The following is a 13,288-nucleotide window of genomic DNA, read 5'->3' as shown; positions in this document are numbered from 1 at the left end:
ATCGGATATCGGCAAGAAAGAGTGACAGCCCCGCGTCGCTCTTGTTCGTTCTTCGCCTCTTGGAATTGTCTTCGGCCGGGAGGGAGAAATGGGTCCGGGTTCCGGCGCCTCGAGGTCCTCGATTCGCGGTCCCGGAGCCGTCGCGCCCCTTTTCCTTGCCGCCGTGTCGCCGCGGATCACTTGCATCTCGTGAGTCCACCCGTTACAGTCCGTTCCAGCTCACCACGAGGGAGTGAAGGAAGAGAATGAAGAGGGTGAAGGTCTTCTTCCCGCTGGCCTTACTGGCGGCGCAGGCCTGGGCCGGCGGTCCCTACTATGTCGACCCTGGTTGTAGGACGTCGGGTACGGGTGTATCGGATGTCTGCGGGAGGACCGGGCCCAAGAGGACGTTGAGCGAAGGCGCGGAGTTGCTGTCCGCTCAGGATGAGATTCTTTACCTTCGCGGGACGCACGTCGCGCACGGAACTTGTCCGGGCACGACCGGTGTCTACGATGTCTTCACGCATGGTCAATGGAACATCGTGAAGTCCGGAGCTGTCGGACACCCCATCATCATCCAGCCATATCGCTACGGCCTCGTCGATCAGGAGACGGTCTATCTTGAGGGAATCAGGTTCACTCCGAGCGGCTGGACGCAATGCTCGGATTGCTCCTCCGGTGTCTGCGCCGGCGTTCCCGGAACTTGCTCGGACGTGTGGTACTACCAGATGGCTACGTGCGACGGTTCGCAGGACCGCCTCTACTTCGCTCGAAAGCCAGACGGCTCAATCACGCGAAAGCGTCCCTCGGCGGCTCAGATCACCGCCACCTATGATGCGGTGGGATGGTCCGGAGCCTGCAACTGGAACGGGGACTCCGGCAATACTCTGCTTGTCCGCTGGGGTCCGACGGTCACGAATCCCAACACGACCAAGGGGATTGGTGTGAACCACCGGCGCACCGATCTCCTCGAGCTGGGGACCAGTTCCTCGAGCACGAACGCGAACGTGACGATCCGAGGTCTGACCTTCCGGAACGGCGCGCGGTGCGCGATTCAATCCCAGGGCAATCTCACGAACGTCACGATCACGAGAAACATCTTCTCCAAGTTCATTGACTCGGAGACCGGAAGCGCCCGGCCGGTCACGATCTCGGTCGTCGGAAGCGGCGGTGTGAACAATCTCCAGATCACCGAGAACGAATTCAGCTACTCGACAAGCGAAGGCATTCATACGGAGAGTCATCCGTCGGCGCCCTTCACGGGTGCTTTCGCCAGGAATTGGGTCCACGACATGGGCGGCGCGACCGTGCTTGGGGACGGTATGGGCGGAACGCCCAACTGCACGACGTTCGGGACGGCCTCTAACGTCGGCTCAGGAGACTACTCAGGGTTTTTCGTGGAAGGTAATTTGATGGAGCGATGCATCCCGGCGGGACGTGGAGGGTCGGGGAACAAGGCGATTCTTCTCGAATCGCCGGTCGACGGGATTACCGTCCGCGACAATGTCTTCGTTGCCGTGGGGAGCTGTTTCAAGCTCGCAATCGAGGGGAGGAATCCTGTTTATCACTATCATCGGAACATCCAGATCTATAACAATGTGTGCATAGCTCCGGGCTCGGCCGGGGGGGATGGCAAATGCTTCTGGTTCTCTGGCTTTGAAGGCGGAGATACCTCCAACACGTTCACCAATAATTCGATCTACAACAACACCTGCATCAATCCAGTCGGAGAGGCCTTCAATTCTACGGAAGGCGGCACCTATACCGGCAACCTCCTCCGCAACAATCTCATCTACTCCTCCAGCGCGAAGAAGCTCATCAACTGGACGAGCCCGACCTCCGCCGGCGCACAAAACCAGTTCCAGCACAACTTGATCTACGCGCCTAACGCTGGAGGAACTGTTCTGGCTCAAATCGGTGCGCTTACATTTTCATGTGCTCGGATTCTTCCCGGGTCTGACTTCGACGGCTCGGCGAACGGAACGGCGGACCAGAATCGCTGCCAGGATCCCCTATTTGTGAGTGCCGCCTCCTCCGACTATCACATCCAGTCCAACAGCCCCGCAAAGGACCACGGAACCTCGACAGGGATGCCGGCAGGGCGAAAGATGGACATCAACAATTCCGTTGCCTCGGCCCATGGCCTTCCCTCCTACGCGGACGCGAACCCGATCCAGGGAGGGATTTGGGACATCGGGGCCGACGAGTATGCGCGTCTCCCAGCTTCCACAACCCTGGGTTCGAACTGGTCTCCTCGTTCTGGACACTCCCACAGGAAGACTGCGATCAAGGAAGGACCTCTATCAACGTCGTCCCCCCGGCAAAGGCCGGCGTCATGCAGAGAAGGGCAATCAGAAAAAACCGCCTCATCTCCATGAAAAGACGGAACTTCTCCTAGCACGATGGACTTGTCCTTGGAAATCTGGCTGCGGTTCTTACGGCCCACTTTCCGGTAGAAAGCCAACTTTTCCCAACGTGCCGGATGAAGGCCATTCGATTGCCCTGGGTGCAAGGGGAGTTTTTAAGTACAAGGAGTTATAAGGAATGGTGCCGAAGGCGGGATTCGAACCCGCACGGTGTTACCCGCCACCCCCTCAAGATGGTGTGTCTGCCAGTTCCACCACTTCGGCAATCGAGGACAACGCAGCTACTTCGTCGGCTGACCCGTCGGCGGCTGCTGCGGGGCCGGCTGCCCGGGAGCGGGCTGGGAGGTCCCGGGAGCGGCGCCCGAGGGAGGCGTCGCGGGGGCCTGTCCGCCGGCCGGCGGTGTCGTCGCGGGAGGCTTCAAAGGAGCGGACTGCCCCCCCGGAGGCGCGCTCTGCAGCACCGCGGAAGTCCGGCGCGAGGACATGATGGCCAGGGCCAGCGAAGTGAACATGAAGAGAACCGCGGCGATGGTCGTCGCCTTGGAGAGGACGGTGGCGGCCCCCCGGCTTCCGAGAGCCGTCTGGCTCCCGCCGCCGCCGAAAGCACCCGCCAGATCCGCTCCCTTTCCCGACTGGAGAAGAACAACGATGATGAGGATCAGACAGACGATAATATGGAGGGCTATCAGCGCAATCATCATTTCGAGTCTCTCTCCCGACCTCGCGATTCCAAGCTCGGTTGATTTTTGACGGGCCCGAACTTTAGCACAGAGACCGGCGTGACGTAAAGATGTCCTATCCCGTGATCGGCCGCGTCTCCCAGCCGGCGTGGACGATGGCGGCAAAGCTCTGCGCATCGAGCGAGGCCCCGCCGACCAGGACGCCGTCCACTTCGGCGCGCGCCGCGAATCCCGCGGCATTTTCTCCGGTGACGCTTCCTCCGTACAGGATCCGGACCGTCCGGGAGCGCTCCGGCCCGAAGATCCGCTCGAGCTGGCGGCGGATCACCTCGTGGGCTTCCGCGGCGTCCTCCGGCGTGGCGGACCGTCCCGTGCCGATCGCCCAGACCGGCTCGTAGGCGATCGTGAGCCGCTCGGCGGCCCCGGAGTCGATCTCCTCCAGTCCCTGGCTTACCTGCCGGCGAATCACGGCGCGCAGCCGGCCGCCGGTGCGCTCCTGCTCCTCCTCGCCGACGCACAGGACGGGCCGGAGCCCGCCGCGCAAGGCGGCCTGGATCTTCCGGTTCACCGTGTGGTCGGTCTCCCCGAAGTGCTTGCGGCGCTCCGAATGCCCCACGAGGACGTGAGTGCATTCGAGGGCTTCCAGCATCCGGTGGGAGATCGCTCCGGTGAAGGCCCCCCGATCCTCCCAATGGAGGTCCTGAGCCCCCAGCCCGATGCCGCGGCCCCGGAGGACCGGCCCCACCGCCGAAAGGGAAGTGAAAGGGGGCGCCAGGACGACGTCGACGCCGTGCAGCGCGCCGACGCGCTCGACGATCTGGACGGCCAGCTCTTTCGCCTCGACGTGCGTGGTGGACATCTTCCAGTTGCCGATGACGAAGGGGACTCGCATCGCTTCAGCTCCGATCGGTCAGTGCCGCCACGCCCGGGAGCTCGAGCCCGGAAAGAAACTCGAGCGACGCCCCCCCGCCGGTGGAGACGTGGCTGAATCGCTCGGCCAGGCCGAAGCGGGCGAGCGCCGCCGCTGTGTCGCCCCCCCCGGCCACGCTCAAGGCGCCGGAGGCGACGATCGCCGCGGCCAATTCCCGGGAGCCGGCATCGAAGGGCGGCCGCTCAAACAGTCCCACCGGGCCGTTCCACAGGACGGTGCGGGCCGACGCAAGCTCTCCCCGGAAGACCTCAACGGTGCGGGGACCGATGTCGAGGCCGACCTTTCCGGAGGGGATAGCCTCCCCCTCGGTGGTCTGCGCCGCTCCGGGCGACTCCAGCGAGTCGGCTACGCGATGGTCGATCGGGAGACGGATCGGCGCCCCCGCCTTCTTCGCTTCTTCCAGAATCGCGCTCGCCACGGCGACACTCTCCGTCTCCACGCGGGAGTCTCCGGTCGCGATCCCGCGGGAAGCGAGGAAGGTATAGGCCATTGCCCCGCCGATCAGAAAGGTGTCGACCTTGGGCATGAGGTTCCTGACCAGGGCGATCTTGTCGGAGACCTTCGCCCCGCCCAGGAGGGCGACGTAGGGCCGCGGGGTCGAGCCGAGGAGGCGTCCCAGAAAATCGATCTCCTTCTCCATCAGCAGGCCGGCAGCCGCCGGCCTGAGCAGCCCGCAAAGAGCGGCGACGGAGGCGTGGGCCCGGTGGGCGCTGCCGAAGGCGTCGTTGACGTAGGCGCCGGCGAGCGCGGCGAGCTGCCGGGCGAAGCCCTCGTCGTTCTTCTCCTCGCCCGGATGGAATCTCAGATTCTCCAGGAGAAGCGTCTCCCCCTCGGCCAGGGCCGAGGCGTGACGGCCGGCCGCTTCCCCCACGCACTCCGGGGAGAAGGTCACCGGAGTTCCCAGAAGGGGCCGGAGAGCTTCGGTGACGGGGGCGAGCGAGAACTCGGGCTGCGGTTTTCCTTTCGGCCTTCCGAGGTGGGACGCCAGGATCGGCCGGCCGCCCTTCTCCAGGACCAGACGGATCGTCGGCAGCGACGCCCGGATGCGCGTGTCGTCGGAGACTCTTCCCGCCTCCAGCGGGACGTTGAAATCGACGCGCACGAAGACTCTCTTCCCTCGCAGGTCGAGATCGCGCACCGAAGCCTTTTTCCGGGTAGGGCCGGTCATCGCTCCTCTCCTGCCACCCGGGAGAGATGAAGGATCAAGTCCGCCAGGCGATGTGTGTACCCCACCTCGTTGTCGTACCAGGCGAAGACCCGCAGCAGGCGGGACGAGGGCATGGCGAGAAGGGGGCCGTCCACGACGGCGGAGCGCGAATCGCCCCGGTAGTCGATGGAAACCAACTCCTCCTCGGCGTATCCAAAAAGGCTCGCGAGAGGCCCCCGCGCGGCGGCTCGGAAGGTCTCGCGCACCGCCTTCAGGTCGGCGTCGCGCGCCAGGAGAATCGCCAGGTCGACGGCCGACACCTGGGCCGTCGGAACGCGCACCGCGAGGCAGGTGATCTTGCCCGCCAGATTCGGGAAGATCTTTCCGAGCGCCAGCTCCGCGCTGGTCGTCGTGGGGATCATCGACAAGCCGGCGGCCCGCGCCCGCCGCAAGTCGCGATGCGGCGCATCCATGAGCGGCTGGTCGTTGGTATAGCAGTGGATGGTGGAGAGGGAGGCGGCCTCGATGCCCGGATCTTTCTCGATCAGCATCAGGATCGGGGCGATGCAATTCGTGGTGCAGGAGGCGTTGCTCAGGACTCGGTGGAGCTTGGGATCGTAGTCATAGTGATTCACCCCGACGACCGCGGTGAAATCGGCATCAGGCGACGGGGCCGAGATGATCACGCGCTGCGCCCCCGCGGCGAGGTGGCCGGCAGCCCCCCGGCGGTCGCGAAAGAGTCCCGTCGCTTCCACCACCACCTCGGCTCCCGCCTCCCTCCAGGGGACTTCGGCCGGATGGCGGCTCGCAGTGCACGGGATGCGCTTTCCCTGGATGCTCAGCCAGCCGTCGCCCGCCTCGACCGGCAATCTCCAGGCTCCCCCCGTCGAGTCGTGCCGCAGGAGGTGGGCCAGGGTTTGGGGACTCGCCACGTCGTTGACCGCCACGACGTCGAGATCGGGGCGCTCGCAGGCGAGGCGGACCAGACAGCGGCCGATTCGTCCCAGGCCGTTGATCCCGACACGAGCTGGCAAACCCTTCCTCCGGAAAGAATTGTGATGATTTCCGCGGAGCGCGCGAAGTATAATGGATGATATCGTAAAACCCAAGTCACCCGGGCCCCGCGAGGCGTCGCAGCGGTTTGTGGGCCCCGCCCGAATCGGCTAGGATGCGCGGGGAAAGGAGATCGACCGGGTGGTCCATTGGCGATTCCGGGGCTTGCACCGAACCCCGCCGGCATTCTGGCGCGCCGGAATGATCGCCGGCCTGGCGATGGCTGCAGCCTGCGGGCTCGATTCTCCCTCGGCCGGCCCGGAGCCGTCCTCGTCCACCGAACCGGTGGCGACCTTTCCCGATGGGCACGCCGTTCGGCTCGAAATCGCCCGCACCCCCGAGGAGCACGCCCGCGGGTACATGTTCCGGCAGAAGGTGGGCCGGCGGGAGGGGATGCTGTTCCTGTTCGATCAGGAGGATTTTCATTCTTTCTGGATGAAGAACTGCCTCGTCTCCCTCGATCTCATCTGGCTTTCCGGCGATCTTCAGGTCGTCTATTTCGAGAGCGACGTTCCACCCTGCCGCCACGATCCTTGTCCCGGCTATGCTCCGATGCGCAAGGCTCGGTACGTTCTCGAGGTCCGGGGAGGGACGGCGGGAAAGGCCGGCCTTCGAGTCGGAGATTTCATCCAGGTCAAAGGGGTCGATTTGGGTACTTTGGTACCATCGGGAGGGCCTGCAAGTGTTCAGAACCCCAACAGGCTGCGGCGATGGTTCAAAGAATCTTGAAAGGGCTCTCCGGATCGACCGTTCTAGTAAGATAATAATTTTCAATAGGTTGTAGAATAATCGTCAGCCAATCCGACATGCCGTAGTCCTGTTTTGTCCTTGACATAGGAGCTGGGAAAGCCATATTTCCAGCATCCAAGACAGCAGGAGGTGGGTGCAATGCGGTTCGCGACTCATAGCCTTACGCTGACATTGATGATCGTCCTGGGGTTCATGGTCGGGTCCCGATATCAGCGAGTCATCGACAACACGGAGGGCCTGACCAACCTGGTGGCCGTCCAGAAGGAGAAGATCGAAGAGTTGCGCACCGGCAACACCCACCTGGCGACCGTCATTCGCCTGCGGGAAGTTCTGGAAGACAACCATGTCCGGCTGCCCCGCGCCTCCGTGGAGGGGATGGCCACCCGGGTGGAGCAGGTCAGCCGGAAATACGGGGTCAGCCCCGACATGATTTTCGCGGTGATTCAGGCGGAAAGCTCCTTCGACCCCTTCGCCGTATCGGACAAAGGGGCCCTCGGCCTGATGCAGCTGCTTCCCTCCACCGCCCGTGAGGTGGCTCAGGAGCTGAACATCCGGTGGACCGGCGACAGCCTCCTCTGGGACCCCCTGACCAACATCGAGATGGGGACCTACTATCTCGGAACCTTGATCAACCGTTTCAACAGCGTCGAGGTCGCCCTGGCCGCCTACAACCAGGGGCCCAATCGAATCGCCGCCCTCCAGGCGGTCAACGCGTCGCTGCCGATGGAGTATCCGGGGCGGGTCTTCGCCGCTCTCCCCCAGCGGAACTAGAAGTCCGCCAGCACCGCTCGAAGCGAGGGCCGGGAGATTCTTTCCCGGCCCTTTTGCCGTCCGCCTTCCTTTCCCTCCGGCCCGGTTTGACACTGCCGAAATCGCTGTGCTAAATTGCTCCGCCGAAAAGAAATGTACGAGCCGAGAAACGTGGGGGAGGCTCCTAGCCCGTGCCCGTCGCCGGTGAATCCTACGGCCCGATTCTCGTCTTCCTGATCGTCGCCTGCATCTTCCCGGTGTTCGCCCTCGTCGTCGCGGCGATCGTCCGACCCTCGCGTTACGATCGGACGAAAATGGCCGCGTACGAGTGCGGCGTGGAGACGGCCGGGGAGGGGAGGCGCAGGTATTCCGTCCATTACTACGTGATTGCGGTGCTTTTCGTCGTCTTCGACGTGGAGACTGTCTTCTTGTTCCCGTGGGCGGTGAAATACAGGGCTCTCGGCATGTTCGGATTCGTCGAGATGGTGCTCTTCCTGGCGATCCTCGTCCTCGGCTACCTCTACGCCTGGAAAAAGGGGGCCCTCGAGTGGGTTTGATCGAAGATCGCTTCGGACCGAACATCATCATCACCTCGCTGGACAAGGTCTTCAACTGGGCGCGCAAGTCGGCGCTCTGGCCCATGAGCTTCGGCCTGGCCTGCTGCGCCATCGAGATGATGGCGACGGTCGCCTCCCGGTTCGACATCGATCGTTTCGGAGCGGGGGTCTATCGGGCGACGCCGCGGCAGAGCGATCTGATGATCGTGGCGGGGACGGTGGTCGAGAAGATGGCTCCCATGGTGAAGCGGCTCTACGACCAGATGCCCGATCCGAAGTGGGTGATCTCGATGGGCGCCTGCTCGACGTGCGGGGGACCCTTCGATACCTACAGCACGGTGCAGGGGGTGGACAAGATCATCCCCGTGGACGTTTACATCCCCGGCTGCCCGCCGCGTCCCGAAGGACTGCTCTACGGCATTCTCAAACTACAGGACAAGATCGACAAGATGACTCTCGCCCGGAAATCCGCCTGACGCTTTCCGTCCCCGGCCGGACCGGGGACCCCGCGCGGACTTGCGAAGAGAGGATGCCGGACGTCCCGGAGCACCGGCCCCGGAGAATCGGCTGAAATCAGCGGGAGCGACATTGTGAACGAAGAGAACAAGCCCCCCGGCGGGCCGCCGCCCCCGCAGCAACCCGATCCCAAGCCGGATCCCGCTCCGGCGCCGCCGGCCCCGGGTCCGAAGCCCGATCCTCCTCCGATGCCCGGTCCCGGTCCGAAGCCGGAGGCTCCTCCGATGCCGGGCCCGGGTCCCAAGCCGGACCCGCCTGCGGCGCCGCCCCGCGCCGGCGCCTCGACGTCCCCGCCGCCGAAGCTGGAGTCTCCGGCCGCGCCGGGGTCGACCCCCCCGAAGCCGGCGCCGCCTCCGAAGATCGATCTCAAGGCGCCCGTCGACTCTCCCGTGCTGAAGGCGCTCCAGGCCAAGCTGCCGCAGGCCGTCGTCGAAGTCTCGTTCCACGCGGGCGAGGCGACCGCCCTGCTCAAGAAGGAGAACCTGCTGGAGGCCTGCCGGTTCCTGAAAGAGGATCCGAACCTCCGGATGGATCACCTGTCGAACCTCTGCGGCGTCGACTTTCCCGATCGGCCGGAACGGTTCGAGGTCGTCTACCACCTCTTCTCGATTTCGCTGAAGCACCGCATCAACCTGAAAGTGCGCACCGCCGACGGGGAGCCGGTCCCGAGCGTCGCGGGAATCTGGCGCACCGCCAACTGGCACGAGCGGGAAGCCTTCGATCTCCTGGGCATCTCCTTCGAGGGTCACCCCGATCCGCGTCGCATCCTCCTGACCGACGAATGGCAGGGTCATCCGCTGCGGAAGGAATACCCGGTCAAGGGATACGACCGGGATCACCTGAAGCTCCGCTGAGGGGAACGCGATGTTTCGCACCGAGATGATGGACATCAACATGGGCCCGCAGCACCCGGCGACCCATGGGGTGCTTCGTTTGAAGCTTCTCCTGGACGGCGAGACGGTCACCGACACCGACGTCATCATCGGCTACCTGCATCGCGGCGTCGAGAAGCTCTGCGAGACGAAGAACTACCACATGATCGAGCCCTACACCGACCGGCTGGACTACGTGGCCGCCATGTACGAGAACCTCGGGTACGTGGAGACGGTGGAGAAGCTGATGGGCGTCAAGGTGCCGGAGCGCGCCGAGTACATCCGCGTGATCACGGCCGAGCTGCAGCGCATCGCGAGCCACCTCGTCTGGCTGGGCACGCACGCGCTGGACATCGGGGCGATGACCGTCTTCTTCTACTGCTTCCGCGAGCGCGAGATCATCCTGGACCTCTTCGAGGCGTTCTGCGGGGCGCGGCTCACCTACAACGCCTACCGCATCGGGGGTTTGCCCTGGGATCTTCCCCCGGGCTGGACCGATCGCGCGCGTCACTTCGTCAAGATCTTCCCCGAGCGGCAGAAGGAGTACGACACCCTGCTCACCAAGAACCGTATCTGGCTGGGCAGGACGAAGGGGGTCGGGATCCTCCGGGCGGAGGACGCCATCGATTTCGGCGTCACCGGCCCGTGTCTGCGCTCCGCGGGTGTCGACTACGACCTGCGGAAGGCGCACCCCTACTCGGTCTACGACCGGTTCCAGTTCGACGTGCCCGTCACCTACAATTGCGACACCTACGATCGCTACCTGATCCGGATGGAGGAGATGCGCCAGAGCACGCGGATCGTGGAGCAGGCGCTGGACCATCTCCCGGCGGGGGAGGTCATGGCGAAGGTGCCGAAGCGCATCAAGCCGCCGGCCGGCGAGGTGTACCACACCGTGGAAGGGCCGAGGGGCGAGCTGGGCTTCTACATCGTCAGCCAGGGAGAGGACAAGCCGTATCGGATGCGGTTCCGCTCCCCCTCCTTCGTGAACCTCCAGGCGCTGCCTCATATGATCCGGGGCTCGCTGGTGGCCGACGTCGTGGCCGTGATCGGAACGCTCGACATCGTCCTCGGAGACGTGGACCGCTAGCCGACGGGATTGAGGAGAGGCGACACCCCATGGCCGACACGCTGATCCGGAACCTGGCGATCCCGCTCGGCCAGATCCTCGTGGTCCTCGGCGTCGTTTCCCTCGTCGTCACTTACCTCACGCTGCTGGAGAGGAAGATCCTCGGGTTCATGCAGCTCCGCCTCGCGCCGCGCCGCGTCGGGCCGCATGGAATCCTCCAGCCGATCGCCGACGCGGTGAAGCTCCTCATCAAGGAGGACATCGTCCCGGACAAGGCGGACCGCCTGCTCTTCACGCTCGCCCCGATCCTGACCATCATCCCGGCGTTCACCGCCCTCGCCGTGATTCCGTTCTCGGGCGGGGGAACGATCGATCTGTTCGGCTACTCGATCCATCCCTGGATCGCGGACGTCAACGTCGGGGTCGTCTTCCTGCTGGCGATCTCTTCGCTCGGGGTCTACGGGATCATGCTCGGCGGCTGGTCGAGCAACAGCAAGTACTCGATGCTCGGCTCGCTACGCAGCGCCGCCCAGATGGTCTCCTACGAGGTGCCTTTCGGATTCTCGATCATCGGCGTGATGATGCTCAGCGGCACGGCCAGCATGGTGGGGATCGTGGAAGCCCAGCGCGCGGCGCACGTCTGGTATTTCGTCCCCCAGTTCCTCGGGCTGTTCCTCTTCTTCGTCAGCGGCGTGGCGGAGACGAACCGGCTGCCGTTCGATCTCCCCGAGGCCGAGTCGGAGCTGGTCGCCGGCTTCCACACCGAGTACAGCGGGATGAAGTTCGCCCTGTTCTTCCTGGCCGAGTACACCTCGATGATCATCATCGCCTCGATCGCGACGACGCTCTTCCTGGGCGGCTGGATGCGTCCGTTCCCCAACGTCGAGGCGCTCGGCTGGCTCAATCTGGGCCTCGATTGGATCTCGCCCGTGCTCCCGGGGGTCTTCTGGTTCGCCACGAAGACCTTCCTGGTCCTCTTCGTTTACCTCTGGCTCCGCGGGACGTTTCCCCGCTATCGCTACGACCAGCTCATGAGGCTGGGGTGGTTCTGGATGATTCCGCTCTCCATCGCCAACGTGGTCGCCACCGGGTTGGCGGTGATCCTGGCGCGATGATCGGGACCCGGGAGGGACGCCGCCCGTGATTTTCGGGAATCTGCTTCGGAAGTTCCTCCTGCTGGAGCTCTGGCAGGGGATGTGGGTCACGCTGAAGAACCAGTTCCGCCCCCACATCACCGTCGAGTATCCGCGCGAGACGCTCGAGTTCGCTCCGCGCTTCCGCGGCGTGCCGCGGCTGCGGAGGGACCCGCAGACGGGCGAGGAGCTCTGCATCTCCTGCCTGTTGTGCGAGGCGATCTGCCCGACCGAGTGCATCTCGATCGTGTCGGAGAAGAAGGCGGACGGGAAGGGAAAGGACCTGGTCAGCTTCACCATCAACTACGAGCGGTGCTGCTTCTGCGGGCTGTGCGTGGATCCCTGCCCCACCAAGCCGATCACCGCGATCTACATGTCCCACGACTACGAGTTCGCCGGCTACGACCGCGACGTCTATGTCGCCGACCGCCGGGAGCTGGTGGACGGTCTTCCCGTGAAGCTCTACGACCGATGAGGCCGGCGCGATGAACCTCGGACTCCTGGTCTTCTATTTCTTCGCGGCGCTCGCGGTGGTGGGGGGCCTGATGATGGTGACCCGCAAGAACGCGGTGCATTCCGCCGTCTATCTGGTCCTGACGTTCATCGCCATCGCGGCGATTTACGTCCTGCTCGGGGCGGAGTTCCTGTTCGCCGTCCAGGTCCTCGTCTACGCCGGCGGCATCATGGTGCTCTTCCTGTTCGTCATCATGCTCGTGAACCTGGAGGAGCCGCGGCGCTACTCGGGGGGGAAGCTGCACCTGGGCCTCTCCACGGGGCTGACCCTGATCCTCTTCGGGATGCTCGCCGCGGTGTTCGTCAAGGACGCCCCCCCGGCCGCGCCCGTGGCGGCGAGCGGCGGGGAGGGGAACCTCCAGCTCGTCGGCGCGCTGCTCTACCGGAACTACCTGATACCCTTCGAAGTCGTGTCGCTGCTTCTTCTGGTGGCGATGATCGGCGCCATCGTGCTGGGCCGGCCCCGCGCCTAGACGCGGGCCGACGAGGTCTTCATGGCGATTCCTCCCGAGCACCTCATGATCCTGAGCCTGGTCCTCGTGGCCATCGGCATCACGGGCGTCCTGATCCGCCGCAACGTGATTATCATCCTGATGTCGATCGAGCTGATCCTGAATGCGGCCAACATCAACTTCGTCACCTTCTCCCGCCAGTGGAACAACCTGGTGGGGCAGATCTTCGGCGTCTTCAATATCACCGTCGCCGCCGCCGAGGTGGCGGTCGGCCTCGCCATCGTGATCGCGCTCTTCCGGAACCGGGAGACGGTCAACGTGGACGAGATGAACCTGATGAAATGGTAGCGGGGAGCTGCCGATTCCCATGCTGAACCTGCTCTGGCTGATACCGGTCCTGCCGTTTCTGGGGTTCGCGGTGAACGGCCTGCTGGGGCGGCGGTTTTTGCCGAAGCGGGCGGTGTCGTGGATCGCGTGCGGGACGGTGCTGCTGTCGTTCCTGCTGTCGGTAGGGGCGGTG

Annotated in this window: 15 protein-coding genes and 1 tRNA gene; 11 read left to right on the top strand and 5 right to left on the bottom strand. The window is 64.5% G+C overall.

Translation table 11 applies throughout. From position 1 onward, the window contains the following. Positions 1-245: 245 nt before the first annotated feature. Positions 246-2,357 carry a hypothetical protein gene (locus tag VGR67_01110; GenBank protein HEV8335000.1) on the top strand — a complete coding sequence of 704 codons (2,112 nt, stop codon included), beginning with the start codon at positions 246-248 and terminating at the stop codon, positions 2,355-2,357. Between the two features lie 167 nt (positions 2,358-2,524). On the opposite strand, the gene VGR67_01105 is transcribed toward VGR67_01110, so the two are convergent. The 5 genes from VGR67_01105 to VGR67_01085 all read right to left on the bottom strand — a co-directional run bounded on the left by VGR67_01105 (position 2,525) and on the right by VGR67_01085 (position 6,137). Next, a tRNA-Leu gene (locus tag VGR67_01105) sits at positions 2,525-2,609 on the bottom strand. Between the two features lie 17 nt (positions 2,610-2,626). After that, positions 2,627-3,046 carry a preprotein translocase subunit SecG gene (secG, locus tag VGR67_01100; GenBank protein ID HEV8334999.1) on the bottom strand — a complete coding sequence of 140 codons (420 nt, stop codon included), beginning with the start codon at positions 3,044-3,046 and terminating at the stop codon, positions 2,627-2,629. 94 nt (positions 3,047-3,140) lie between these two features. Next, complete coding sequence (tpiA, locus tag VGR67_01095; GenBank protein HEV8334998.1) at positions 3,141-3,917, bottom strand: triose-phosphate isomerase; 777 nt, start codon at positions 3,915-3,917, stop codon at positions 3,141-3,143. Between the two features lie 4 nt (positions 3,918-3,921). Then, positions 3,922-5,124: a phosphoglycerate kinase gene (locus VGR67_01090; GenBank protein ID HEV8334997.1), complete on the bottom strand. Its 1,203-nt coding sequence runs from the start codon at positions 5,122-5,124 to the stop codon at positions 3,922-3,924. Further along, a complete protein-coding gene (locus VGR67_01085) occupies positions 5,121-6,137 on the bottom strand; it encodes a glyceraldehyde 3-phosphate dehydrogenase NAD-binding domain-containing protein (protein HEV8334996.1) in 1,017 nt (338 codons plus the stop codon). Before VGR67_01085 ends, VGR67_01090 begins: the two co-directional genes overlap by 4 nt. Positions 6,138-6,297: 160 nt before the next feature. Between VGR67_01085 and VGR67_01080 the strand changes: the two genes are divergently transcribed. From VGR67_01080 to nuoK, 10 genes are all read left to right on the top strand, one after another. After that, on the top strand, positions 6,298-6,885 hold the full coding sequence (locus tag VGR67_01080; GenBank protein HEV8334995.1) for a DUF192 domain-containing protein: 588 nt from the start codon (positions 6,298-6,300) through the stop codon (positions 6,883-6,885). Positions 6,886-7,044: 159 nt separating this feature from the next. Continuing rightward, on the top strand, positions 7,045-7,677 hold the full coding sequence (locus VGR67_01075) for a lytic transglycosylase domain-containing protein (protein ID HEV8334994.1): 633 nt from the start codon (positions 7,045-7,047) through the stop codon (positions 7,675-7,677). Positions 7,678-7,847: 170 nt separating this feature from the next. After that, positions 7,848-8,213: an NADH-quinone oxidoreductase subunit A gene (ndhC, locus tag VGR67_01070; protein HEV8334993.1), complete on the top strand. Its 366-nt coding sequence runs from the start codon at positions 7,848-7,850 to the stop codon at positions 8,211-8,213. Further along, positions 8,204-8,689 carry an NADH-quinone oxidoreductase subunit B family protein gene (locus VGR67_01065; protein ID HEV8334992.1) on the top strand — a complete coding sequence of 162 codons (486 nt, stop codon included), beginning with the start codon at positions 8,204-8,206 and terminating at the stop codon, positions 8,687-8,689. Before ndhC ends, VGR67_01065 begins: the two co-directional genes overlap by 10 nt. 264 nt (positions 8,690-8,953) lie before the next feature. Then, positions 8,954-9,583, top strand: coding sequence for an NADH-quinone oxidoreductase subunit C (locus VGR67_01060; GenBank protein ID HEV8334991.1), 630 nt, complete (start codon positions 8,954-8,956; stop codon positions 9,581-9,583). A gap of 10 nt (positions 9,584-9,593) precedes the next feature. Beyond that, a complete protein-coding gene (locus VGR67_01055) occupies positions 9,594-10,691 on the top strand; it encodes an NADH-quinone oxidoreductase subunit D (protein HEV8334990.1) in 1,098 nt (365 codons plus the stop codon). A 29-nt stretch (positions 10,692-10,720) separates the two neighbouring features. Further along, positions 10,721-11,785 carry an NADH-quinone oxidoreductase subunit NuoH gene (gene nuoH, locus VGR67_01050; GenBank protein HEV8334989.1) on the top strand — a complete coding sequence of 355 codons (1,065 nt, stop codon included), beginning with the start codon at positions 10,721-10,723 and terminating at the stop codon, positions 11,783-11,785. Between the two features lie 25 nt (positions 11,786-11,810). After that, the gene (locus tag VGR67_01045) at positions 11,811-12,278 is read left to right on the top strand and encodes an NADH-quinone oxidoreductase subunit I (protein HEV8334988.1); all 468 of its coding nucleotides are present in this window, start codon (positions 11,811-11,813) and stop codon (positions 12,276-12,278) included. Between the two features lie 10 nt (positions 12,279-12,288). Next, positions 12,289-12,789: an NADH-quinone oxidoreductase subunit J gene (locus VGR67_01040; GenBank protein ID HEV8334987.1), complete on the top strand. Its 501-nt coding sequence runs from the start codon at positions 12,289-12,291 to the stop codon at positions 12,787-12,789. Between the two features lie 21 nt (positions 12,790-12,810). After that, complete coding sequence (gene nuoK / locus VGR67_01035) at positions 12,811-13,116, top strand: NADH-quinone oxidoreductase subunit NuoK (GenBank protein HEV8334986.1); 306 nt, start codon at positions 12,811-12,813, stop codon at positions 13,114-13,116. Positions 13,117-13,288: the final 172 nt, after the last annotated feature.

It is taken from the genome of Candidatus Polarisedimenticolia bacterium (genome assembly GCA_036004685.1).
Classification (GTDB): domain Bacteria; phylum Acidobacteriota; class Polarisedimenticolia; order Gp22-AA2; family AA152; genus DASYRE01.
This window is presented reverse-complemented; position numbering and strand designations above follow the sequence as displayed.

What these genes read in the sequence shown, in the direction of transcription:
- VGR67_01110 (HEV8335000.1), top strand. Translation starts at nt 246, where the DNA reads ATGAAGAGGGTGAAGGTCTTCTTCCCGCTGGCCTTACTGGCGGCGCAG.
- secG (HEV8334999.1), bottom strand. Translation starts at nt 3,046, where the DNA reads ATGATGATTGCGCTGATAGCCCTCCATATTATCGTCTGTCTGATCCTC.
- tpiA (HEV8334998.1), bottom strand. Translation starts at nt 3,917, where the DNA reads ATGCGAGTCCCCTTCGTCATCGGCAACTGGAAGATGTCCACCACGCAC.
- VGR67_01090 (HEV8334997.1), bottom strand. Translation starts at nt 5,124, where the DNA reads ATGACCGGCCCTACCCGGAAAAAGGCTTCGGTGCGCGATCTCGACCTG.
- VGR67_01075 (HEV8334994.1), top strand. Translation starts at nt 7,045, where the DNA reads ATGCGGTTCGCGACTCATAGCCTTACGCTGACATTGATGATCGTCCTG.
- VGR67_01060 (HEV8334991.1), top strand. Translation starts at nt 8,954, where the DNA reads ATGCCGGGCCCGGGTCCCAAGCCGGACCCGCCTGCGGCGCCGCCCCGC.
- VGR67_01055 (HEV8334990.1), top strand. Translation starts at nt 9,594, where the DNA reads ATGTTTCGCACCGAGATGATGGACATCAACATGGGCCCGCAGCACCCG.
- nuoH (HEV8334989.1), top strand. Translation starts at nt 10,721, where the DNA reads ATGGCCGACACGCTGATCCGGAACCTGGCGATCCCGCTCGGCCAGATC.
- VGR67_01040 (HEV8334987.1), top strand. Translation starts at nt 12,289, where the DNA reads ATGAACCTCGGACTCCTGGTCTTCTATTTCTTCGCGGCGCTCGCGGTG.
- nuoK (HEV8334986.1), top strand. Translation starts at nt 12,811, where the DNA reads ATGGCGATTCCTCCCGAGCACCTCATGATCCTGAGCCTGGTCCTCGTG.